This is a genomic window from Spiroplasma sp. AdecLV25b, from assembly GCF_030913225.1.
Lineage (GTDB): Bacteria > Bacillota_I > Bacilli_A > Mycoplasmatales > VBWQ01 > Spiroplasma_E.
The window spans coordinates 1-18398 of record NZ_JAQYTS010000040.1 but is presented as its reverse complement, the minus strand read 5'-3'; the positions used below and the strand labels follow the sequence as shown (position 1 = coordinate 18398).

23 protein-coding genes and 1 pseudogene are annotated in these 18398 nt (G+C 27.3%); 12 read left to right on the top strand and 12 right to left on the bottom strand.

Annotation, left to right across the window (positions count from 1 at the left end; translation table 4 throughout):
• Nucleotides 1–66: 66 nt before the first annotated feature.
• From RDJ14_RS04085 to RDJ14_RS04070, 4 genes are read right to left on the bottom strand one after another with little or no spacing between them, the layout of a single operon-like run.
• Nucleotides 67–237, bottom strand: coding sequence for a hypothetical protein (locus tag RDJ14_RS04085; protein WP_308150107.1), 171 nt, complete (start codon nt 235–237; stop codon nt 67–69).
• Entirely contained in the window at nt 230–754 is a 525-nt protein-coding gene (locus RDJ14_RS04080; protein WP_308150106.1) for a hypothetical protein, read from the bottom strand. Before RDJ14_RS04080 ends, RDJ14_RS04085 begins: the two co-directional genes overlap by 8 nt.
• A complete protein-coding gene (locus RDJ14_RS04075) occupies nt 741–1004 on the bottom strand; it encodes a hypothetical protein (RefSeq protein WP_308150105.1) in 264 nt (87 codons plus the stop codon). Before RDJ14_RS04075 ends, RDJ14_RS04080 begins: the two co-directional genes overlap by 14 nt.
• Nucleotides 1004–1654, bottom strand: a complete 651-nt coding sequence (locus RDJ14_RS04070; protein ID WP_308150104.1) for an ATP-binding cassette domain-containing protein — start codon at nt 1652–1654, stop codon at nt 1004–1006. Before RDJ14_RS04070 ends, RDJ14_RS04075 begins: the two co-directional genes overlap by 1 nt.
• 116 nt (nt 1655–1770) lie before the next feature.
• Between RDJ14_RS04070 and RDJ14_RS04065 the strand changes: the two genes are divergently transcribed.
• Both RDJ14_RS04065 and RDJ14_RS04060 read left to right on the top strand, forming a co-directional pair.
• Nucleotides 1771–1950: a hypothetical protein gene (locus RDJ14_RS04065; RefSeq protein WP_308150103.1), complete on the top strand. Its 180-nt coding sequence runs from the start codon at nt 1771–1773 to the stop codon at nt 1948–1950.
• A gap of 114 nt (nt 1951–2064) precedes the next feature.
• The gene (locus tag RDJ14_RS04060) at nt 2065–2277 is read left to right on the top strand and encodes a hypothetical protein (RefSeq protein ID WP_308150102.1); all 213 of its coding nucleotides are present in this window, start codon (nt 2065–2067) and stop codon (nt 2275–2277) included.
• A 257-nt stretch (nt 2278–2534) separates the two neighbouring features.
• Here RDJ14_RS04060 and RDJ14_RS04055 read toward each other — a convergent pair whose 3' ends face one another.
• The 5 genes from RDJ14_RS04055 to RDJ14_RS04035 form a co-directional block, all read right to left on the bottom strand.
• Nucleotides 2535–2786: an HNH endonuclease signature motif containing protein gene (locus RDJ14_RS04055; protein ID WP_308150101.1), complete on the bottom strand. Its 252-nt coding sequence runs from the start codon at nt 2784–2786 to the stop codon at nt 2535–2537.
• A gap of 121 nt (nt 2787–2907) precedes the next feature.
• Complete coding sequence (locus RDJ14_RS04050; protein WP_308150100.1) at nt 2908–5274, bottom strand: extracellular solute-binding protein; 2367 nt, start codon at nt 5272–5274, stop codon at nt 2908–2910.
• Entirely contained in the window at nt 5274–6398 is a 1125-nt protein-coding gene (gene potB, locus RDJ14_RS04045) for a spermidine/putrescine ABC transporter permease (RefSeq protein ID WP_308150099.1), read from the bottom strand. Before potB ends, RDJ14_RS04050 begins: the two co-directional genes overlap by 1 nt.
• 1 nt (nt 6399) lies before the next feature.
• Nucleotides 6400–7452, bottom strand: coding sequence for a spermidine/putrescine ABC transporter ATP-binding protein (gene potA, locus RDJ14_RS04040; RefSeq protein ID WP_308150098.1), 1053 nt, complete (start codon nt 7450–7452; stop codon nt 6400–6402).
• Between the two features lie 21 nt (nt 7453–7473).
• Nucleotides 7474–8007 carry an XRE family transcriptional regulator gene (locus RDJ14_RS04035; RefSeq protein WP_308150097.1) on the bottom strand — a complete coding sequence of 178 codons (534 nt, stop codon included), beginning with the start codon at nt 8005–8007 and terminating at the stop codon, nt 7474–7476.
• A 348-nt stretch (nt 8008–8355) separates the two neighbouring features.
• Here RDJ14_RS04035 and RDJ14_RS04030 point away from each other — a divergent pair, with 348 nt between their 5' ends.
• A complete protein-coding gene (locus tag RDJ14_RS04030; RefSeq protein WP_308150096.1) occupies nt 8356–8895 on the top strand; it encodes a hypothetical protein in 540 nt (179 codons plus the stop codon).
• Entirely contained in the window at nt 8864–9628 is a 765-nt protein-coding gene (locus RDJ14_RS04025; protein WP_308150095.1) for a hypothetical protein, read from the top strand. Before RDJ14_RS04030 ends, RDJ14_RS04025 begins: the two co-directional genes overlap by 32 nt.
• A gap of 68 nt (nt 9629–9696) precedes the next feature.
• Here the strand turns inward: RDJ14_RS04025 and RDJ14_RS04020 are convergent, their stop codons facing one another.
• Complete coding sequence (locus RDJ14_RS04020) at nt 9697–10227, bottom strand: hypothetical protein (RefSeq protein ID WP_308150094.1); 531 nt, start codon at nt 10225–10227, stop codon at nt 9697–9699.
• Nucleotides 10199–10540, bottom strand: coding sequence for a hypothetical protein (locus RDJ14_RS04015; RefSeq protein WP_308150093.1), 342 nt, complete (start codon nt 10538–10540; stop codon nt 10199–10201). Before RDJ14_RS04015 ends, RDJ14_RS04020 begins: the two co-directional genes overlap by 29 nt.
• Before the next feature lie 305 nt (nt 10541–10845).
• On the opposite strand from RDJ14_RS04015, the gene RDJ14_RS04010 reads away from it, so the two are divergent.
• From RDJ14_RS04010 to RDJ14_RS03975, 8 genes are all read left to right on the top strand, one after another.
• Entirely contained in the window at nt 10846–12537 is a 1692-nt protein-coding gene (locus RDJ14_RS04010; protein ID WP_308150092.1) for a hypothetical protein, read from the top strand.
• 278 nt (nt 12538–12815) lie between these two features.
• Nucleotides 12816–13619: a hypothetical protein gene (locus RDJ14_RS04005; RefSeq protein WP_308150091.1), complete on the top strand. Its 804-nt coding sequence runs from the start codon at nt 12816–12818 to the stop codon at nt 13617–13619.
• 5 nt (nt 13620–13624) lie between these two features.
• Nucleotides 13625–13831 carry a hypothetical protein gene (locus tag RDJ14_RS04000; RefSeq protein WP_308150090.1) on the top strand — a complete coding sequence of 69 codons (207 nt, stop codon included), beginning with the start codon at nt 13625–13627 and terminating at the stop codon, nt 13829–13831.
• A gap of 90 nt (nt 13832–13921) precedes the next feature.
• Nucleotides 13922–14461, top strand: coding sequence for a hypothetical protein (locus tag RDJ14_RS03995; protein WP_308150089.1), 540 nt, complete (start codon nt 13922–13924; stop codon nt 14459–14461).
• Between the two features lie 304 nt (nt 14462–14765).
• On the top strand, nt 14766–14909 hold the full coding sequence (locus RDJ14_RS03990) for a hypothetical protein (RefSeq protein ID WP_308150088.1): 144 nt from the start codon (nt 14766–14768) through the stop codon (nt 14907–14909).
• Between the two features lie 61 nt (nt 14910–14970).
• Nucleotides 14971–16329, top strand: coding sequence for a Sapep family Mn(2+)-dependent dipeptidase (locus RDJ14_RS03985; RefSeq protein WP_308150087.1), 1359 nt, complete (start codon nt 14971–14973; stop codon nt 16327–16329).
• 230 nt (nt 16330–16559) lie between these two features.
• A complete protein-coding gene (locus RDJ14_RS03980) occupies nt 16560–17297 on the top strand; it encodes a hypothetical protein (RefSeq protein WP_308150086.1) in 738 nt (245 codons plus the stop codon).
• Nucleotides 17298–17321: 24 nt separating this feature from the next.
• The gene (locus RDJ14_RS03975) at nt 17322–18020 is read left to right on the top strand and encodes a 5'-methylthioadenosine/S-adenosylhomocysteine nucleosidase (protein ID WP_308150085.1); all 699 of its coding nucleotides are present in this window, start codon (nt 17322–17324) and stop codon (nt 18018–18020) included.
• Between the two features lie 22 nt (nt 18021–18042).
• Here RDJ14_RS03975 and RDJ14_RS03970 read toward each other — a convergent pair.
• Nucleotides 18043–18246, bottom strand: a pseudogene (locus tag RDJ14_RS03970) (hypothetical protein); the annotation flags it as partial.
• Nucleotides 18247–18398 lie beyond the last annotated feature (152 nt).

The window sequence follows — 18398 nt, the reverse complement described above, 5'->3', positions numbered from 1 at the left end:
TATAAGAATTTTAAAATTAATTTTAGATAAGATTAACCTACCAACTTTTAAGTATGGTACAATAAATTAAACTAAATTTATTTGATATGAGAAATATTGCTCTGTAAAAATAAATTTACACAAGATTCGGGACTTAACCTTTTCTTTAATCGGATTTGCAGCGTACATAATATAAAAGATAATAAATAATGCTACTAAAACTGAAACAATACTCAAGGTAATAGTTTGTTTATCCATTAATGATACTAATAATAAAAGTAAAAGCAGCAAATAATAAAGAAACTAAACACATACTCATATTAACAGTAAGTAAATATAAAAATGTTTTACTAGTAAAGTCTTGCATTAAACTACCAAAAAGAATTTCTTGGAACGATAAACTTATAACATGAAAAATAAAAATATAAGTAATAACAACAAATAATTTAGTTACATACACATTAACCTTTGACATTGGCATTACTAATCATGAACCAATATAACTACGGTCAATTTCTTTAATAAATAGTTTATGAATTAAAAGAATTGACAAAATAAAAGATAAAGCCATAGTGCCAGTTACTACTAGTACTGAAAAAAATAATCCAGCACTACCACTGCTGCCTGTTCCATTAGGATAAACATGTGAAAACGGAGAAAATGTTTTTGGACCAATGAGGTCTGGTATTATCATAAAAAGTGTTGCGATAGAAAATAACGTTAATAATATTCAAGTACTTTTCAATTGCACTTTCAAAAATTTAAAATTGATCATTTATTTCACCACCATAAAATTTTTGAAAGTGTTCTTCTAATTTAAATTGTTGTTCTGTGTAAGAATCAATGTTAAATTTAGTTAAATCTTTTAAGAAAGTATTAATTTTTTCTTTTTTGACAAAAACTTTAATTGTATTATTATCAGTTATTTCTGTTTTTCAACTTAATTGTGAAAACTTTATTAAATCTTCATTATTAATAAATTTTATTAAATAAACTTTTTCATATGGTGTTTTAACGTCTTTCATTACAATTTCAGATATAATTTTTCCTGATTTAATAATAGCAATTTTATCAGCAAGCGCTTCAACTTCACTAAAAATATGGGAACTAAAAAAATTGTTGTACCATTGTTTCTAAAATCTTTAATTATTTTTAAAAACTTTTCTTGCATTAATGGGTCCAAACCTGATGTTGGTTCATCTAAAATTAAAATCTTAGGTTTATGCATACAAGCAGTTATTAAGGCAACTTTTTGTTTCATTCCTTTTGACATTTTCTTAATTTTTACTTTCGGATTAAGTTCAAAATAATTAATTAATTTTTCAACATATGTTCATTCCACATTACCTCTAATATCAGAAACAAGTTTTAAATAATTAATAGCTTTCATATAGTCTGGAAGGATATTTTCACCAGGCAGATAACCAAGGATACTCATAATTTCTTTGGATTCATTTCAAGCATCTTTATTATTGATAGTAATATTTCCTTGGTCAGGTTTAATAAAACCAACCATTTGTCTAATTGTTGTGGATTTACCAGCGCCATTTGGTCCGATGAATCCATAGATTTCCCCTTTTTTAATTTTAATGTTGATATCAAAAACACCTACTGTTTCAGAATATTTTTTTGTAACATTATTTATTTCAATTTCATAAGAATGCTCATCGCTCATATGTTAATGCACCTTTTTCTAAAATTTTTAAGAATATTTATTAGTTAATAAATTCAAGAATAGTTACTTGAGAAGTTGTTAATGCTTCATGAACAGAACCAGCAGTTCTTGCATAAATGTATGATGAAATAAATAGTGATGTTAATGATTCACTTTCATCATATTTAGCAGTTACTGTCAGGGTAATAGTTGAGGTTTGATGACCTCATCCTTGTCAAACATCATTAGTTTGTGAAAAATCTCATTGTCTAAAAATATCAGTTGCGACATCTTGCTTTAAGTTTAATACAACTTAGTTTAAATAAACAGCTCCATCATAAGTATGCAAAGCAAAGTATCCGTTACTAATAATTTGTTGAGAATTCAGAAAAATAGACCATGGTTGAAATGTTGCTTTAGTATCTGTTTTTGTGTTTGATTCTTCATGTGTTCCTGTTGCTGGTGTAGCAACATTATGATTAACTTGAACATTGTTTCAAGTTCAATTATTAGAAGTAAAATTACTATTATTACTAAAAGCATTTGATATATTTGGTGAAAACGTTGTTCCTAAAATTACAGCAGTAATAGTTGGTAAAAGTTTTTTTTATTTTAATAAACCTCCTAAATATCATTATTCATAGAACAATTATTCTTACAAAAAGTTAAGAATATCTATTTGATGTCCTGTAAACTCCCAAAGCAATAAATTATAATAAGAATTCTTGTGAATGAATAACACTATTATATTCCTAATATTTTATTACTACAATAGGTTTTATTGAAATTTAAAAATAAAAAACCTAAAATTTAATAAAATCAAATCTTAGATCTTAATTGGCACCTTTTTTATTTTTCCTCTATTTTTACAAAATTAAGAACATGTTCCTAGTCAATAATGTTAGTCTTTTTTAATATTACATTCTACGTGCATTGGTTGTAGGTTTTGTCAATCGTTATTACTTGGATCGCCATCTATATGGTCAATATTTCAAACAAAGGCTGATGTTGGTTGTTCACCTTGGTATGCACCTTTTATCATTGGTAAACAACATCATGGACATGGTGCTTGCACATTTAATGTCCAAAAATCAGATAGGCCTTTAAATGAAGAATTCATTTTATCAATGTAATTATTTCATGTTTTTCTCATTTTTTACGACGTATCACTATAAATTAACCCCTTTCGTATTCAATTATATAATAGAATATAAATATATTGCAATATTTTTTATCTTTTTTATATTAACGGTTGTATTTATAGATTGTGATAGTTAATGTGCTAATAATCGATTGTAAACAGTTTGCATGTAGGCATCAAAATCACGATGGTATAAACCATTGAAGAATCCTAAAGGGTGATTAGCAGGGTCGGTTTTTTGACCGTCACTAGGAATATATACGTGTTTTCAAATGGCTTGGGGATAAAGTATGCTAACTTCATCCATTGCTTCTTGTAATGGAGAGGTATAACCAAATTCGTTGCTTAAACTTATTTGTTGGTTTTTATTCATAATGTAATTGATAAATTTAAATGCTAAATCTTTGTGAGGTGAATCTTTACTAATAACCATATCATCGTTTCAAATATTAGTTCCCATATAAGGTCTGATTGCTAAATATTTGCCATCTAGAAAAGCAGTGTTATCTCTAATAGCTGATAATAAATCACCATTATACATCATGGCAATATCTCAGTTATTAGGTTTAGCAATTTCATCAACAATACTGTCATTTAGTAGTTTAGTATTACTATTTTTAATAATTGGTGATAATCAATTACTAGCATCATCAATTTCAGTATTACTGTGGGCGTTAATATTGTCATGGAAAATATTATTGATTTGGTTATTATCGCCAGTACCTGTATTTTTTCCTCATTTATTTTTGTAATGTAAATCAGTTAGTGCTGTCATAAATAAGTTGTGCATATCATCATTTAAAATAATACGCTTGTTTAAATTTGCTGCTGTTTGTAAAACATTTCATTGCGCTTGGTCAGGGTCTGTGATACCAAGGTCAGTTAAATTATTAGGATTAGTTGCATTAATAACCATAACCACATCACCTCAGAAGTAAGGGATACTGTAATCATTTAGACCATTAGGACTGATTGTACCATCAATAGTTTTAATTTGATATTTTTGCATGAAATTATATAGTTCAGTGTTAATAACATTTTTGGGTATAAAATCTAATTTACCAGCATATTGCGGGTCATTAAAGTCAATAATACGATCTTCACTTGCTAGTTTTGCTACTAAGTAATCACTAGGAACCATTACATCATAGCTAGTAGTGTATAGTTTTGCGTATAATGATTCATTATCATCATATGTTGTATATTTAACTTTTACTTGATATTCTTTTTCAAATCCATTTAAAACTTCGGGACTAATATATTCACCCCAATTGGCAATTGATAAGTCATAAAAGTTAGTATACATATAAAATGCACCTAGAGCAATGAATCCTGAACCTAATAGAATGCTAATCATAATCATTTTTCAAGGTCAAACCAAGAAACGGTATTTATCTCTTCGTGCTTTAGAACGTTCTTCTTTTAAAATTTTTTTAGCACTAATTTTGCTTTTTATGTGATTAATCCAAATCATTTCCGTTTCGATTTTGGCTTCTAGTTTTAAAATTTGGGCAATTAATTTTGGGTTTTTAGCAATGCGATTTTCGGCATTGCTAATATCTTGTTCCGTAACTAGTTCAAAATTATTTTCTCGATAAGGTGATTTCCCCTTTTTTAATTTCACTTTTTTGTTATTAAAGTTATTTAATTGTAAATAACATTTAGTTAATAATTTTTCATTTTTAGTTATTTTTTGGTTGTGATAAATGCTTTTAGTTATTTTTTCATTACGTTGTTTAATTTGTTTTTTAACAACCACATAACCATTTCATGAAATGATAGTTAAGGTAATTAAAACAATAATAATGGTTGAAAAGGCGTTAATATATGGTTTAATTCGTTTTAAAGAATAAATAAAAGTTGAAACATTTGAAGTATTACCCCCTGTAAAATAAGAAATTAAAAAATCATCAAAACTCATAGCAAAGGCAATGGCAGCTCCAGCAACAATTGCTGGTTTAATCGTTGGTAAAACAATTTTTCGTAGTGTATATCAAGGCGAAGCACCTAAATCTTGACTGGCTTCTAATTGTGAAACATTAATTTGTCTAATCTTTGGTAAGACAGTAATAATAACATAAGGGATATTAAAAGAAATGTGAGATAAAATTAGTGTTCCTAAACCAAAACTAAATCCTAAGGCCATGAATAATAACATTAGTGAAACCGCAGTTACAATATCAGCGTTGACTAAAGGAATATTAGTAATTCCCAGCGTTAAATTACGAGTTAGTTTACGGGTTTTACTTAAGCCTAAGGCTGCAAAAGTACCAATAATAACAGCGACAAAGGTTGAAATAAATGCCACAATTAATGTTACACTAACTGATTGTCATAATTGGCTTTGGGCAAATAAATCACCATAAGCATCAAAAGAAAAATAACTTCAACTGCGAACTGAATCACCACCATTAAATGAAAAAGCCATTAACACTAAAATGGGTGTGTAAAGCAATAAAAAGATAATAGCTAAATAACTATTTTTGAAAAAAGATTTCATTAGACAATCCCTCCGATTTTTTTACCTGTGGCTCAACGACCAACAACTTTTAATGTAAAAATAATAATTAAGACGATAACTCCAAGAATAACTGAAATAGCAGCACCATAAGCAAAATTAGCACCACGATAAAAATAAGACTCAATAATATTGGCAATTAAAATCGTTTTTCCTTCGCCAATGTATTTAACAACTACTAGTGATGTCATGGCACTTAACATCATTAATGTGAAACCAGAAACAATGCCTGGTATTGAAAAACGAAAGGTAACTTTTCAGAATGTTTTTCAAGGTGAAGCGCCTAAGTCTTGACTAGCTTCTAATAAAGTGTGGTCAGTTTTTTCTAAAGAGTTATAAATAGGTAATATTACAAAGGGCATAAACATGTAAACCATGGCTAAAATAATGCCAATTGGTGTTCCTAATAAAATATTAGGCCCTAAGATACTGAAAATAATTTGTAAACCAATCGTTCGTAATAAAATATTAATTCAAATTGGTAATGTTACTAGCACTCAAATATTTTTTGAGGCAATTTTTGTTGACATAAAAGCCATGATATAGGCAATCGGATAACCAAATACCACAGCAATTAATGTTGCAACAAATGAGTATCCAATTGAACGTAACAATACCATTACAAAACTATTTTCTTTGAAGAAATCATTGAAGTTGCTAAAAGTAAAACGAAAGATTCAAGCATTGTTAGTCGCTTTAATAATTGAGTATAAAATAACGATTAATAAAGGTAAGACAATTAAAATGACCATTAAGACCAAATAAGGATAAGACAGTGTTACTCAGGATTTAAAACCAAAGTTAACTGATTTGTCTTTAATTTTATTTTTAATATTAAATAATCTTTTTTTGCTATTTTTTCATCATAGAAATGAATTTTTCTTTTTAGTAGTTTTAGATTTTTTTTCTTTATGATTTTTTAATTTTGCAGGTTTTGTTGTTTTGATAGTTAATTTTTTAAATTTAAATCAGGATTTAATATTAAGTGTTTTTTGTTTCTGGTTTGGATGACTAACAACTGGTAGTTTGTTGTGTACAATGGGATTAGTTTCAGTAGGTTCAAGAATCGGAGTTGTGGCTTTGTTTTTTTTAAATCACTTTTTCATATTACTCTTCAATTTCCTTTCACATAACATGAATATCTTCGACATTTCATTTTAAACCAACACGATTGCCTACTTCAAAAGTATCAGTAGTATGTACTACTCATTTTCTTTTGTTAGTCGTAATATTAATTTCCCATAATAAACCTTTGAACACTACTGATTTAATAGTGCCATCAAAAAATCCAACGCCAGCATTAACTAAATCAATGTCTTCAGGACGAATAACAATATCGATGTTACGTTCATTTTCACCAAAACCAGTATCAGAACAAGCAAATTTTTTTCCATCAAATCGCACACAATTATCATTAACAAATATACCATTGTCAATCACATTAGAAGTACCAACGAATTGAGCAGTTCATTTATTTTCTGGTTCATTGTAAATATCTTGGGGACTACCAATTTGTTGAATTTGTCCTTGATTTAGAACAACTACTCGGTCTGACATTGTGAAAGCTTCTTCTTGGTCATGGGTAATAAAAATAAAAGTAATGTCAACTTCTTCTTGAATTTTTTTTAATTCTGTTTGCATTTGTTGACGTAATTTTAAATCTAAAGCGGCAAAAGGTTCATCTAATAGTAAAACTTTTGGATTAAGAACTAATGCTCGTGCTACGGCAATTCTTTGTTTTTGACCACCTGATAAATCATTAACATCTTTATCTTCAACTCCGGTCAGTTTTACTAATTCCAAAGCCTTTTTAACTTCTTTTTTAATTTTTTCTTTATCAACTTTACGTAATTTTAAACCATAAGCGATATTGTCAAAAACATTTAAAAGAGGAAATAAAGCATAGTTTTGAAAAATAGTATTAATTTCACGTTTGTGGATAGGGATTTTAGTTAAGTCTTTATTTTTAAATAATAATTGACCATTATTGGGTTGTTCAAACCCAGCAATTATTCTTAGCATGGTGGTTTTACCACAGCCACTGGGGCCTAAAATGGTAAGAAATTCACCTTCATGAATGTTTAAACTAATTCCTTTTAAAACAACCTTACCGTCATATTCTTTAGTAATGTTACGTAATTCTAAAATATTAGTGCTCATATTAACCTCCTTGAAATGCTTTTAAAAAATTGGTGGATTGGAAACTCATAAAATCGTAGCAGAATTTTTGTTAGGATTTTCCAGATAATGTCGTTCATTACCTTTAAGATAAAATGTTTCATTAGTAGTGGCTTTAATTTTGTTACCACCATAATGGACAAAGACCGTACCGTTAAGAACATAACCGAAGATTTGACCTTGAAAGGGAGGAACCTTGTTGGAACTACCAAATGGTTTTAAAATTAAGATGACTGGTTCTAAGGTCAGTTTTTGGGCGTTAGGGATAATTCATTTAATTTGGTATTCGTGCTCATCAAGGATGGTAATATCTTGTTCCTTGAAAACTATTTTTTCTTTGGTTTCTTGTTCAAAGAAAGCAGATAATGAATAGTCGAAAACATCAAGAATGTTTTTCAAGGTTTCAATACTAGGTGATGCAACATCATGTTCGAGTTGACTAATAAAACCTTTTGATAAATCACAGCGTTTACCTAGTTCTTCCATGGTTAGATTATGTTTTAATCTTAAAGTTTTTAGTTTTCTACCAATTTTCATAGTTATTATTTTCTCCTTTTTTGTTTATTTTTACTAAACTTTAAGTTAAATAATACAAATAAAATTATATAATATTTTTTTGAAAAAACAATTGTTTTCTTTATTAATTTTTTGGTAATAAAATTCCTAATAAAGATGTTAATATGATTAAAATGTGTTAAAAAATTATTGCTTTTTCAAGTTAAAAGTTTTATTATTACTCATAAGGATTTAATTATCCTTATAATTTTAATGAATACGTGTTGAATTTATTTTTTATGTAGGTATTAAAATTATTCAAAAAACTTTATTAAATAACAAGTTTATATATTAATACTAAATGAATTAAAAAGCAAAGGAGTATAAATTGTGAAGCAATCATTAATTATTTTAAGTAGTTTAACTACTTTAACGTTAGCAAGCAATGTAGTGGTGAATGTTGTTAATAGCAACACTACTATTAATAATAATCTTACTAGTAATCCTAGCAATGACCAAACCTCAACTTCATTATTTAATAATAAATTTGCTTGTTTAAGTCAAAATAGTTGAATTACTAATCAATCAACAACTGATAGTAAATATTATAGTTATGATACAAGTCATGCTATTGGTAATTTAAGTGATGGAACACCAACGAAAAATACTTTTATTGTTGATAGTAATGGAAATCTAACGATTGATTCTAGTTTAAAACTTACTGAGGCTGATAAAAGTATGTTAAATAATATTCAAGCAGAAATGAATAGCCATAAAAAAATAACAAGTGTTAAAGATTTTTATAATCCATATAGTAAAAGTGTTTATAATGATAGTTTCTTTAGCGGTGATAATAGTAATTGAAAATATTTACAAATGGGTGGTGTTGAAAACCATATTGATATTAGTAGTCAACAATCAGCTAAGTAAAGTAGAACATAGTAATAGTTTGAGTGAAACATTAGGTTTATATTATATTGCTAAAGCAGAACGTATTCCTGGTGGCATTGATAGTACTGCTGCTAATAGTTTAGGTAAATATTTTATTAGTCAAAGTAGTTTAAAAAATCTTGATGATAGTTTAATGAGTAGTATTATTAAAGTTATTGCTACTAATGATAATGTTTATAATTTAATAACAAATATATCATCAATTGATGGTAAAAATTATTCTACTAATTATATTTTTGATAGTAACAATAATTTAATTCAAGTTTATTATTATAAATGAGATAATAATGAAAAAACAAAAGAAATTGGATATTCTTGAAAGAAAGATTATAGACATGAATCACCATATAATAGTTCTAGTAGCTACCTTTTATTTAACTGACAACCATATGCTAAGAATTGAAATGAATTTGTAATTTTATATCCTCAGTTTAATCTTTCACTTTCTAGTTTATTTATACAGTCTGACGATGGACATCAAAACGATTTACAACAGCTAAGTGCCAACACTGATAAAATTTTAACAAATGATAATAATTCAGTTTTTGAGGCTAAAGTTAGTAATGGTAGTGATAAGAGTGCAACTCTTGATTTATATATTTGACATGATAGTGAAAATATCTTATTTAAATGAATTTATTATGCTCATAACTGCAGTTGTTTAATTAGTATTTTAGTAGATAAATCTGTATTTGAAAATTTAATGAATTAAAGATATTTTGTATGTAGTAAACTATTATCTAAGTATCTGTTTTGAATTTTTTAATTGGTTAAATAAACTTACCTATCCAATATTGGTGATGGATTTGAACTATTATTTGAACCATCATTCAAATTTATTGTATTTACGTCTTCTGACTGGAACGGTAATTGATGATTTCCTTCAACTATTGAACTATCATTAGAATTATTAATTTCTGAAGTTGATATTATTAGACTTTCACAATCTTCATTATCAATTGCCAAATGATTTCTAGTTAATAAATTACGTATATTTTCACCATATTTATTTCCAATATAATTTATACCTTGTCATGCTATATTGCTAATATAACATGATTTTTCAAGTATAAAACCACTAGTATATCCATCGATAGTTATTGCTGTAGCTCCAAATATAAAATACGGTTGTAATGATAAACATGGACCTAACTCAGGGTCTTCGTAATCATGATTATACTTATTAATAATTTTTGTCGTTAAAATCAAAACTGAAATTCCACCAACTAAACTTCCTATTGTAAACAGACATTCTTTTATATTAAAATTGTTATTTTCTTGATTAACTGTTGTTATGTCTTCTAATTTCAAACATTTTTTTCATAATGGGTGCAGTAAAGTTCATAGTTCCTAATGAATAACCGATAACTCCTAGCGTAAAACCACTAGTGTATCCGCCAATAGTTAATGCTACACAAGCACCCGCTGTGTAAACTTCTGCTTCATTAATTGAATCACTTATTTGATGCACAGAATCCATAATGAAACTTTCGGTCTTTTTAATATAAGATACAGCAGTAACTACTGCGATGATGCCACCAAAAAAATTACCCAATGTTTTAAATTTATTACTCATGTTCATACTGTAACGATGTAACTTTCCAATTCAGCTAATAAAATTCATTTATTTCTCTCCTTTTCAAAAATAAAAACTCATTTACTTCAAAAAAAGCAATGAGTTAAAAACTATCTTTAGTTCACGAGATATCATATAATAATTTTTCTTTATTATCTATCAACAATGAGTTTAGTTATAATAAACTAGTTAAATTTACTTTTAAATAAACTTTTATAAATTCTAAATTAGTTTTCAATTATAATTCATGCCTAATAACCCCTGTATTGGTTACACGACACTATCGTAATATATTTTGATATAATATTATTAAGAGAGTGAATATATACTAGAATAGATTGGGGTCTTTTTTTATGATTGAAGAAACAACTTCTGAATCAATAACATCATCAGTTGGCATAGCAAGTCCTAAAGTGCATCGGGTTGCTTTGTATAATCGGCTAGCAATTATGATTAGCGGGGGATTTATTGCTCTAAGCTTATTAATTGGTTGAGTAGTATGATTAACAGCTTTTCGCACAGGAATTGATTATTATATTACTGTTTTTAATACCATGGCCCCTAATACCTTAAAAATGAGTTTTGAGGAATTAAGCACTATTGTTTTTGCTGTTTCAGCATTTGCAATTAGTTTAGTTGTTATTCCTTTTGTGTTTATTAGAACTAAAAATGGTTTTTCAGAACTATTTAGTTTAATTAGTTTTATTTTTTCAACATTAGTAGTTGTGGGATTTATTGTTTTTACCTATATTCGTTTTGATATTGTAAATTTTCTAATTCAAAAAGATACTAATAATCCAATCAATACTATTGGTCTTGTGATTGCTGCTTTTTTACCATGAGCATTAGCAGCATTAGGTGCGCTTTTTTTAGTAGGTAATAGTATTTGATTATTAATTAATATTAGTTCAAAATATAGTTCTAACGCTTTAATAGTACCAGTTGTAAAACCAGAAAAACCAGTTCCCGTTGTTGAAGCAACTCCGATTCCACAAGAAAGTGAGATTTCTATCCCCTTAGCAACAGCGCAAACAGAAACGCTAACTCCTACTAGTCAACAACCTATTACTATTACAGTAACTAATAATACTGCTTTTCCTGATCAACAATCTAGTGTTCAAAGCCAAGGTAGTTTTGGAGCAACACCTAATATTTCAACAAATGACAAAAATATTCCTGATTCACAAGCAACATCTACTCCTACTTATACAAGAACTACAGCTGAAGCATCTAATAATACAGGTGCCTATGTTTCAGAAGCAGTTGTATCTAACCAAAATCAAACAAGTAATATTCAAAATAATCCAATACGATTAGCAGATCCAATGTTAGAAAATAGTTCAGAACCAGAAGTAACATTAACAGCATCTACAGTAGATACATCAATTTATTCACGAACCAACAATGAAGAACCAATTGCATCATCTAGTGTTTCAAAATATGATGATTTAGCTGATGAAAGTAAAGATTCAACAATTAAAGAACCAGAAATATTGAGCAATGCTCCTAATCCTATAGCAGTTAGTTATGAACCACAAAATCAAGGTGGATTTGATGTGCAAGGTGCAGCGCAAGGACAACCAGATGATTCTAAATTTGGACAAGAAAAACCAGTTGCAAAAAACCATGAGCAAAAAACACAATCAAAAGCTAATATGAAGCAAGCATCAACACCTAAATCTACATCTAAATTTAATATTAATCATTGAACATTAGACCAAATTCAAACTGTGTGAGAAAAAGCAGAAACAATTGATGGGGTTAGTGATAAGTTATATCGTAAAGATTATGCAGGAGCCTGAATGTTCCGTGATTCATTTACTAATGATTTATCAGAAGCCAATAATGAGAAAACTTATTCTTGAACTATTGTTTTACACCGACCAGCTAGTCAAAGTGGAACAACTGAACTATATAATTTAGATCCCATGAATATAGTTAATGCCAAAAATAAAGCAGAAAATTACCCACGTTGAACAACTAAGTTATCATCAAAAGGTAATGAAAATGTTATTAAAGAACAAAACTGAAAAGCACGAACTTAAAAAAATAACTATTGAACATTAATTTAATTAATGTTCAATTTGTAAGTAGAACAAAATTTACGACTGAAAATATTTTCGAGTAATTTAGTGTAGATTCAGAAATAAGATATCTAACTAACAGTGCTATGCACCTATTAAACTTATAAATGAGAAAACGCATATATAATACATAATTTAACAAATTTATATACAATATACCACATAAACTAAATACAGTTTTCAATCCATTTTTTTTAAAAATAATAGATTTTTTTTATTTTGAAAGGAAGATTAAAGAAATGTCTAATTACCAAAATAGTCAAAGTTCTCAAATAAAGATTGGTGATGTACCTGATACGCAAGAATTAATAAGTGATCAGAATGATATTACTATAGAAAATAAAATGTGAAAAACAACAATATGAAATACATTTAAAAAAATTGTAACCGTTGGTGATATTTTAATAGATTTTTTAACAACACAAAGAAAAACTGCTTTAGGGTTATTATGAAATAGAAATGCTATTTTAGCTTCACCTGAAGCAGTAACTATTGCTTTTATCGGAATGGTAGAAGATATAGAAAAAACAAATCAAAAATTATACTATAATTCTAAGAAAGAATTTTTTATTGATTTTTGTATTAAAACATTAAGTTTGCCTATTCCTTTGGGAGTAATGTTAATGCGCTCAAATTTACCGTGAGGCAAAATGGATGAAGACTGGTTAGACAATCTTAAACAAAATACCATTTTAAATGATCAAGAAACTTTATTTCTTAAATTTAATAACATACCAATCCCAGTTTTCTGTTTATTAAGTAGTAGTGCACTAATTAAAATTGCCATTGTTTTTCTGAAAGTGTTAAATAGTTGAAAACGACAAAATAACAATGAAAATCTACCATTATTAATAGAAGGTAATCAGACTTTTAATAATAATCTTGAAAAAATTATTAAAGTAATGAAAAAACTAGATTTTAGTTTTGAATTAGGAACAATGGGTTATATGTTTAGTTTTCCACCTTCATTCTCTAAACGATTTTATTATACTTTTAATATGATTTTGATAATCCACTTTTTACACGGATTGGAGCAGGAATAAACGCTTTGCTGTTGATAGAAAATGAATTTGATATTTATAATAAAATTAAAAATTACTTTTTAAAAGAAAACGTATCACCAAACTTTAATGAAAACAATGATGAATATAATAATATTGAAACAAGAGAGGGTTTTAATACAGAAGTAATAAATACTAGTGATAGTTGACATTGTCAATCATCAACACATGAATATAATGAAGTAGTAATGTAATGTAGGTGTATTAATAATTTATTTAATATTTTAATGACATTTTCCCTAATTTTATTATTAATATTTTGATAAAAGTAGTATTATTTAATTATGAAACATACATTTAAAATTCAACATTTATATTTATATATTCCTGATTTAAACTATGATGATTTTCAAGGTGCACAACAGTTTTTAACAAAAATAGCACATGAGCTAAAACTTATCATTAAACAATATGATTTAACATTAAAAACAATTTATATTGCTAATAGTACTAAAGCAATTTCTTTGTTATTTTTAAAAAGATTATTATCACTATTAGCACCTATTGTCAAAAATATTAATCAATATAGTTTTGAAACTAGTGTTAACACTATTAATGATAATATGCTAAAATTATTACAAACATTTAGTGTTAACCGTTTAGTATGAAAAGTGACAACATTTCAACAAGAACCAATCAATGCTACTATTCATAATAGTATTAAGATGGGCTTTACTAATTTTTCACTTGATTTAAATTATAATATTCCTAACCAAACAAAACAGCAATTATTATATGATTTACAACAGTGCATTTTCTTGCAAGCACCACACATTAGTTTTGATAATGCTGATGAATATGTTAACTTACAGTTTAAAAAATAATTAATGATTTTTTAACACTTCATAATTACCATAATTATGAATATTATAGTTATGCAAAAAATAGTAATAACTATTCACAATATACTATTGGTTATTGTTTATTAGAAAGTTATTATGGATTAGGGCCAGATGCTGTTTCTTATATAGAAACTAATAAGGGAGCGCAGATAATTACTAATAGCAATGATATTATTTATCAGAAAACAATTACTGATTTTGATAGTAATCAATGTTTTATTAATAAATTATTGCAAGGTTTACTATTAAGAAGTGGTGTTAAATTAACAAAAAAAATAAGAAAGATATGGTTAATAACCAACAATTAATTACAAGATTATTGGATAATGGTCAAATAATCATTAATAATCAACAATTATTTTGCACAAATACTGGTTGGGGATTGTTAAATGAACTTATAATTGATATCATAAATAATAGTACTGTGTAAAAGTTAATAACTTATAACATTGTTGTATAATATTGCATAATTATTTAGGAGTGTGAAACATATGGAATTCAATGAAAAATTATTAAAAGATACTTATTTCCCACAAGCAATATCAAAAATTAAAGAGATTGTTAAAATAAAATCTTTTGCCCAAACTCCCACTAAAGATGCCACTTATGGGATTGGTGTTGCTGAAGTATTAACGTTTGCTATGGATTTAGGTAAAAGTTTAGGGTTTAAAGCTGTTCGCAACCCTAAAGGTAAATATGGATATTTAGAATTTGGTGAGGGTGAAGAAATTTTTGCCATATTAGGTCACCTTGATGTTGTACCACCAGGTAATTTAGACGAATGAAAAATTCCTCCTTTTAGTCCTGAAATTATTGATGGTATCTTATATGGTCGTGGTGTTCTAGATGATAAAGGTCCAACCATTATTATTTTATATTGTTTAAAATATTTAAAAGACCATGGCTATGTTCCAACTCGTCGCATTCGTGTTATCTTTGGTTTAACTGAAGAAACAACATGAGATTCTATTAATACATATATGAAACAAGAAGGAAGTCCAACTTTTGGCTTTACTCCTGATGGTATGTTTCCTTTAGTTTACGCTGAAAAAGGAATTATCGATTTGGATATTATTGGAACAGGACATAATACGCTTAACATTAATGCCGGTGATGCTTATAATGTTACGTGTTCAACAAGTACTATTTCAGGTGTTGATGTTGATAACTTTGTTAAATTAGGAAAAAATAAAAAATATCGAATTGAAAATAAGGATAAACAAGTTACTATTCATGGAACACCTGCTCATGGTTCACGTCCTAGTGAAGGTGTTAATGCAGGATTACAAAGTTTGTTAATATGTCATGAGTTAAATATTAAACATAATTTAGTGCAATTCGTTGGTGAAATTTTACATGAAGATACTGCTTTAACAAAGTACTTCGGTGACTTAGATGATGAATCAGGTAGTTTCACTATTAATGTTGGAATTGTTAACATTGATAAAAAAAGTTCAATGCTAGGATGTAACATTCGTATCCCAGTTAAAACTGATTTAGTAGTTGTTATTAAACGTTTAGAGGCGATTTTAAAACCGTATGATTTAACTATTAAAGAGCAACACTATGATAAACCATTATATATGCCGCAAGATTCAACTATTGTCGTGGAACTAATGAAGATTTACCATGAAGTAACAGGTGACAAAAAGGCTGTTCCCATTGCTATTGGTGGCGGAACATATGCTCGTGCCATGGACAACTGTGTTGCCTTTGGCGCTATCTTTGATCATCTTGCTTCAACTGAACACCAGTATAATGAAAGTGTTAAAGTTGATGAATTATGAAAGTCGATGTTAATTTACGTACGTGCTATTAGTACGTTAGGTATGTTAGATAAATTTAAATAAAGCCAAAAAGAACAATTTTAGTTGTTCTTTTTATAAATATTTAAAGAGGGGTAAAGGAAGACAAGAACTATGTTAGAAAATCAAAAATACTTGATTTAGAATTCAACAACATTGGTAAAATACGATTTCTGAGTAAAGAAGGTATTGTTTATATTCCTTGATTAATTAATAAAGATGATAACAAAGTATTAGTTTTTAAATATGATGATAAAGTTAGAAACTATACTCAGTTGCAAGTAGAATATAAAATTTTAAATATTGTCCCTAATGAAAAAATAGATATTAATGCTAATTTTAATAAATGGGGTATTAGTGAAAGCGATAATAAAAATACTTATCAGATAATTGAAGATGACAATTGAATAAATACAAGTATTAGTCAAAGAAGATTATACATGCAATCTATTAATGATTATTTTACCGGTGATGATTTTGATTATCTAGCAATTTTTAGTAGTATAAAACATAAGTATATTAGCAGTAAAGTTAAAGATAAACTAATTAATATTTTACATGAACAAAATTTTTGAGATATTAAAGATGTTATTGATTCTAAAGATGAACTTATCTTACAGTCACAAAAGATAAGAGAAAAAATTAGAGAAACATTTATAAAACAAATACCAAATGCAGAAAATAAAATAGGGTCTGCTACTACACCTGAATCTGTTATTATGTCCGCAAATGATAATTCAAGAAATGAAAAACAAAATCATTCATCTAAGTTTTCATTACTAAAAACGTTAATAACTTCTTTTAAATTTATTAGAAATTTATTTCAAAAAAATTCTTCTTCTGAAATAATCAAAACTAGTGAATCTTCAAATCTACCAAAACCAGATAGGAAGAAAGCAATAGAAAACTTTGACAAAAACATTAAAAGAAATATTAACGAAGTTAATTGTAGTGATAATACTATTCTACATAATAATGGTATTAATAAAAATAAGAATACAATTATCAAATAAAATAAATCAAGGAGATAAACTTATATGTATATGATTCTAATCATTGGTGCTATTTTTGAAGAGTTCTCTAGTATAATTGAAAAATTAGCATTAACTCCTAACAATCGTTATCCATATTTAACAATATATGAATATAATAATGTAGTAATTGCTATTAGTAATGTCGGCCTTACTAATAGTACGATTGCTATTACTACTTTATTAAAAGATTATCCTATTACTACCGTTTATAACATTAGCAGTGCTACTAGCTTAAAATTAAAAATACTACCCTTAGTAGTAACAATTGTGCAAAAAGCAACTTATATTTGTGTTAATAACCAAAACTTGGGTTATTTACCAGGACAAATTCCCGGTGAACAAGTAAACTTTACTAGTAATTATGATTTAATGACCAATGTGTCACAATTAATTGATTGTGATAACTTTGTCAATATTGGTAGTGGTGGTACAATTATTTGTCAAAAAGTACAGTATGATTATATTCGAACTAATTTCAATAGTACTATTGATATTGTTGATATGGAGTGCACAGCTTTGTTTCATACTTCTTCTAAGTTTAATGTTCCCATTGTTGCTATTAAAGTTATTTCAGACCAAGTTAAAGTAGTTAAGTATAATAGAAGTACTACACCTAGTCAATTAGTACGAAATTTACCCGAAGTAAGAACTAAGATTGCCGAAATTTGTTTAAAAATTATTAAATATCATTACCCTTCATAATTAATTAGCACAAATGCCGACACTATTTGCTAAGTTGATAACTATCACTAATTTTTTTATAAATCATAGTCTTACAACTATCATTACTAAAACCAGCAAATATAAATATTCCTGCAAAATGATATCCAATGCCTTGTGATTTTTCAAATAGTTTGACAAAAGTTACAAATTCAATTTTGTCATTAAGTAGCTTTGCACCTAATTTTTTTCTTGTTTCAATATTTTTACTATCATTATATGGTTAAGTCTAAGATTGTGTGTAAATTTAAAAAAGTAATAAAAAATGAGCCATATACCCCTCCTTATCAAATATAATTAGTTTGAAAATAAAAACTAGATAGGATGAGAAATATATGACTCCATTAAATTTTACAATAG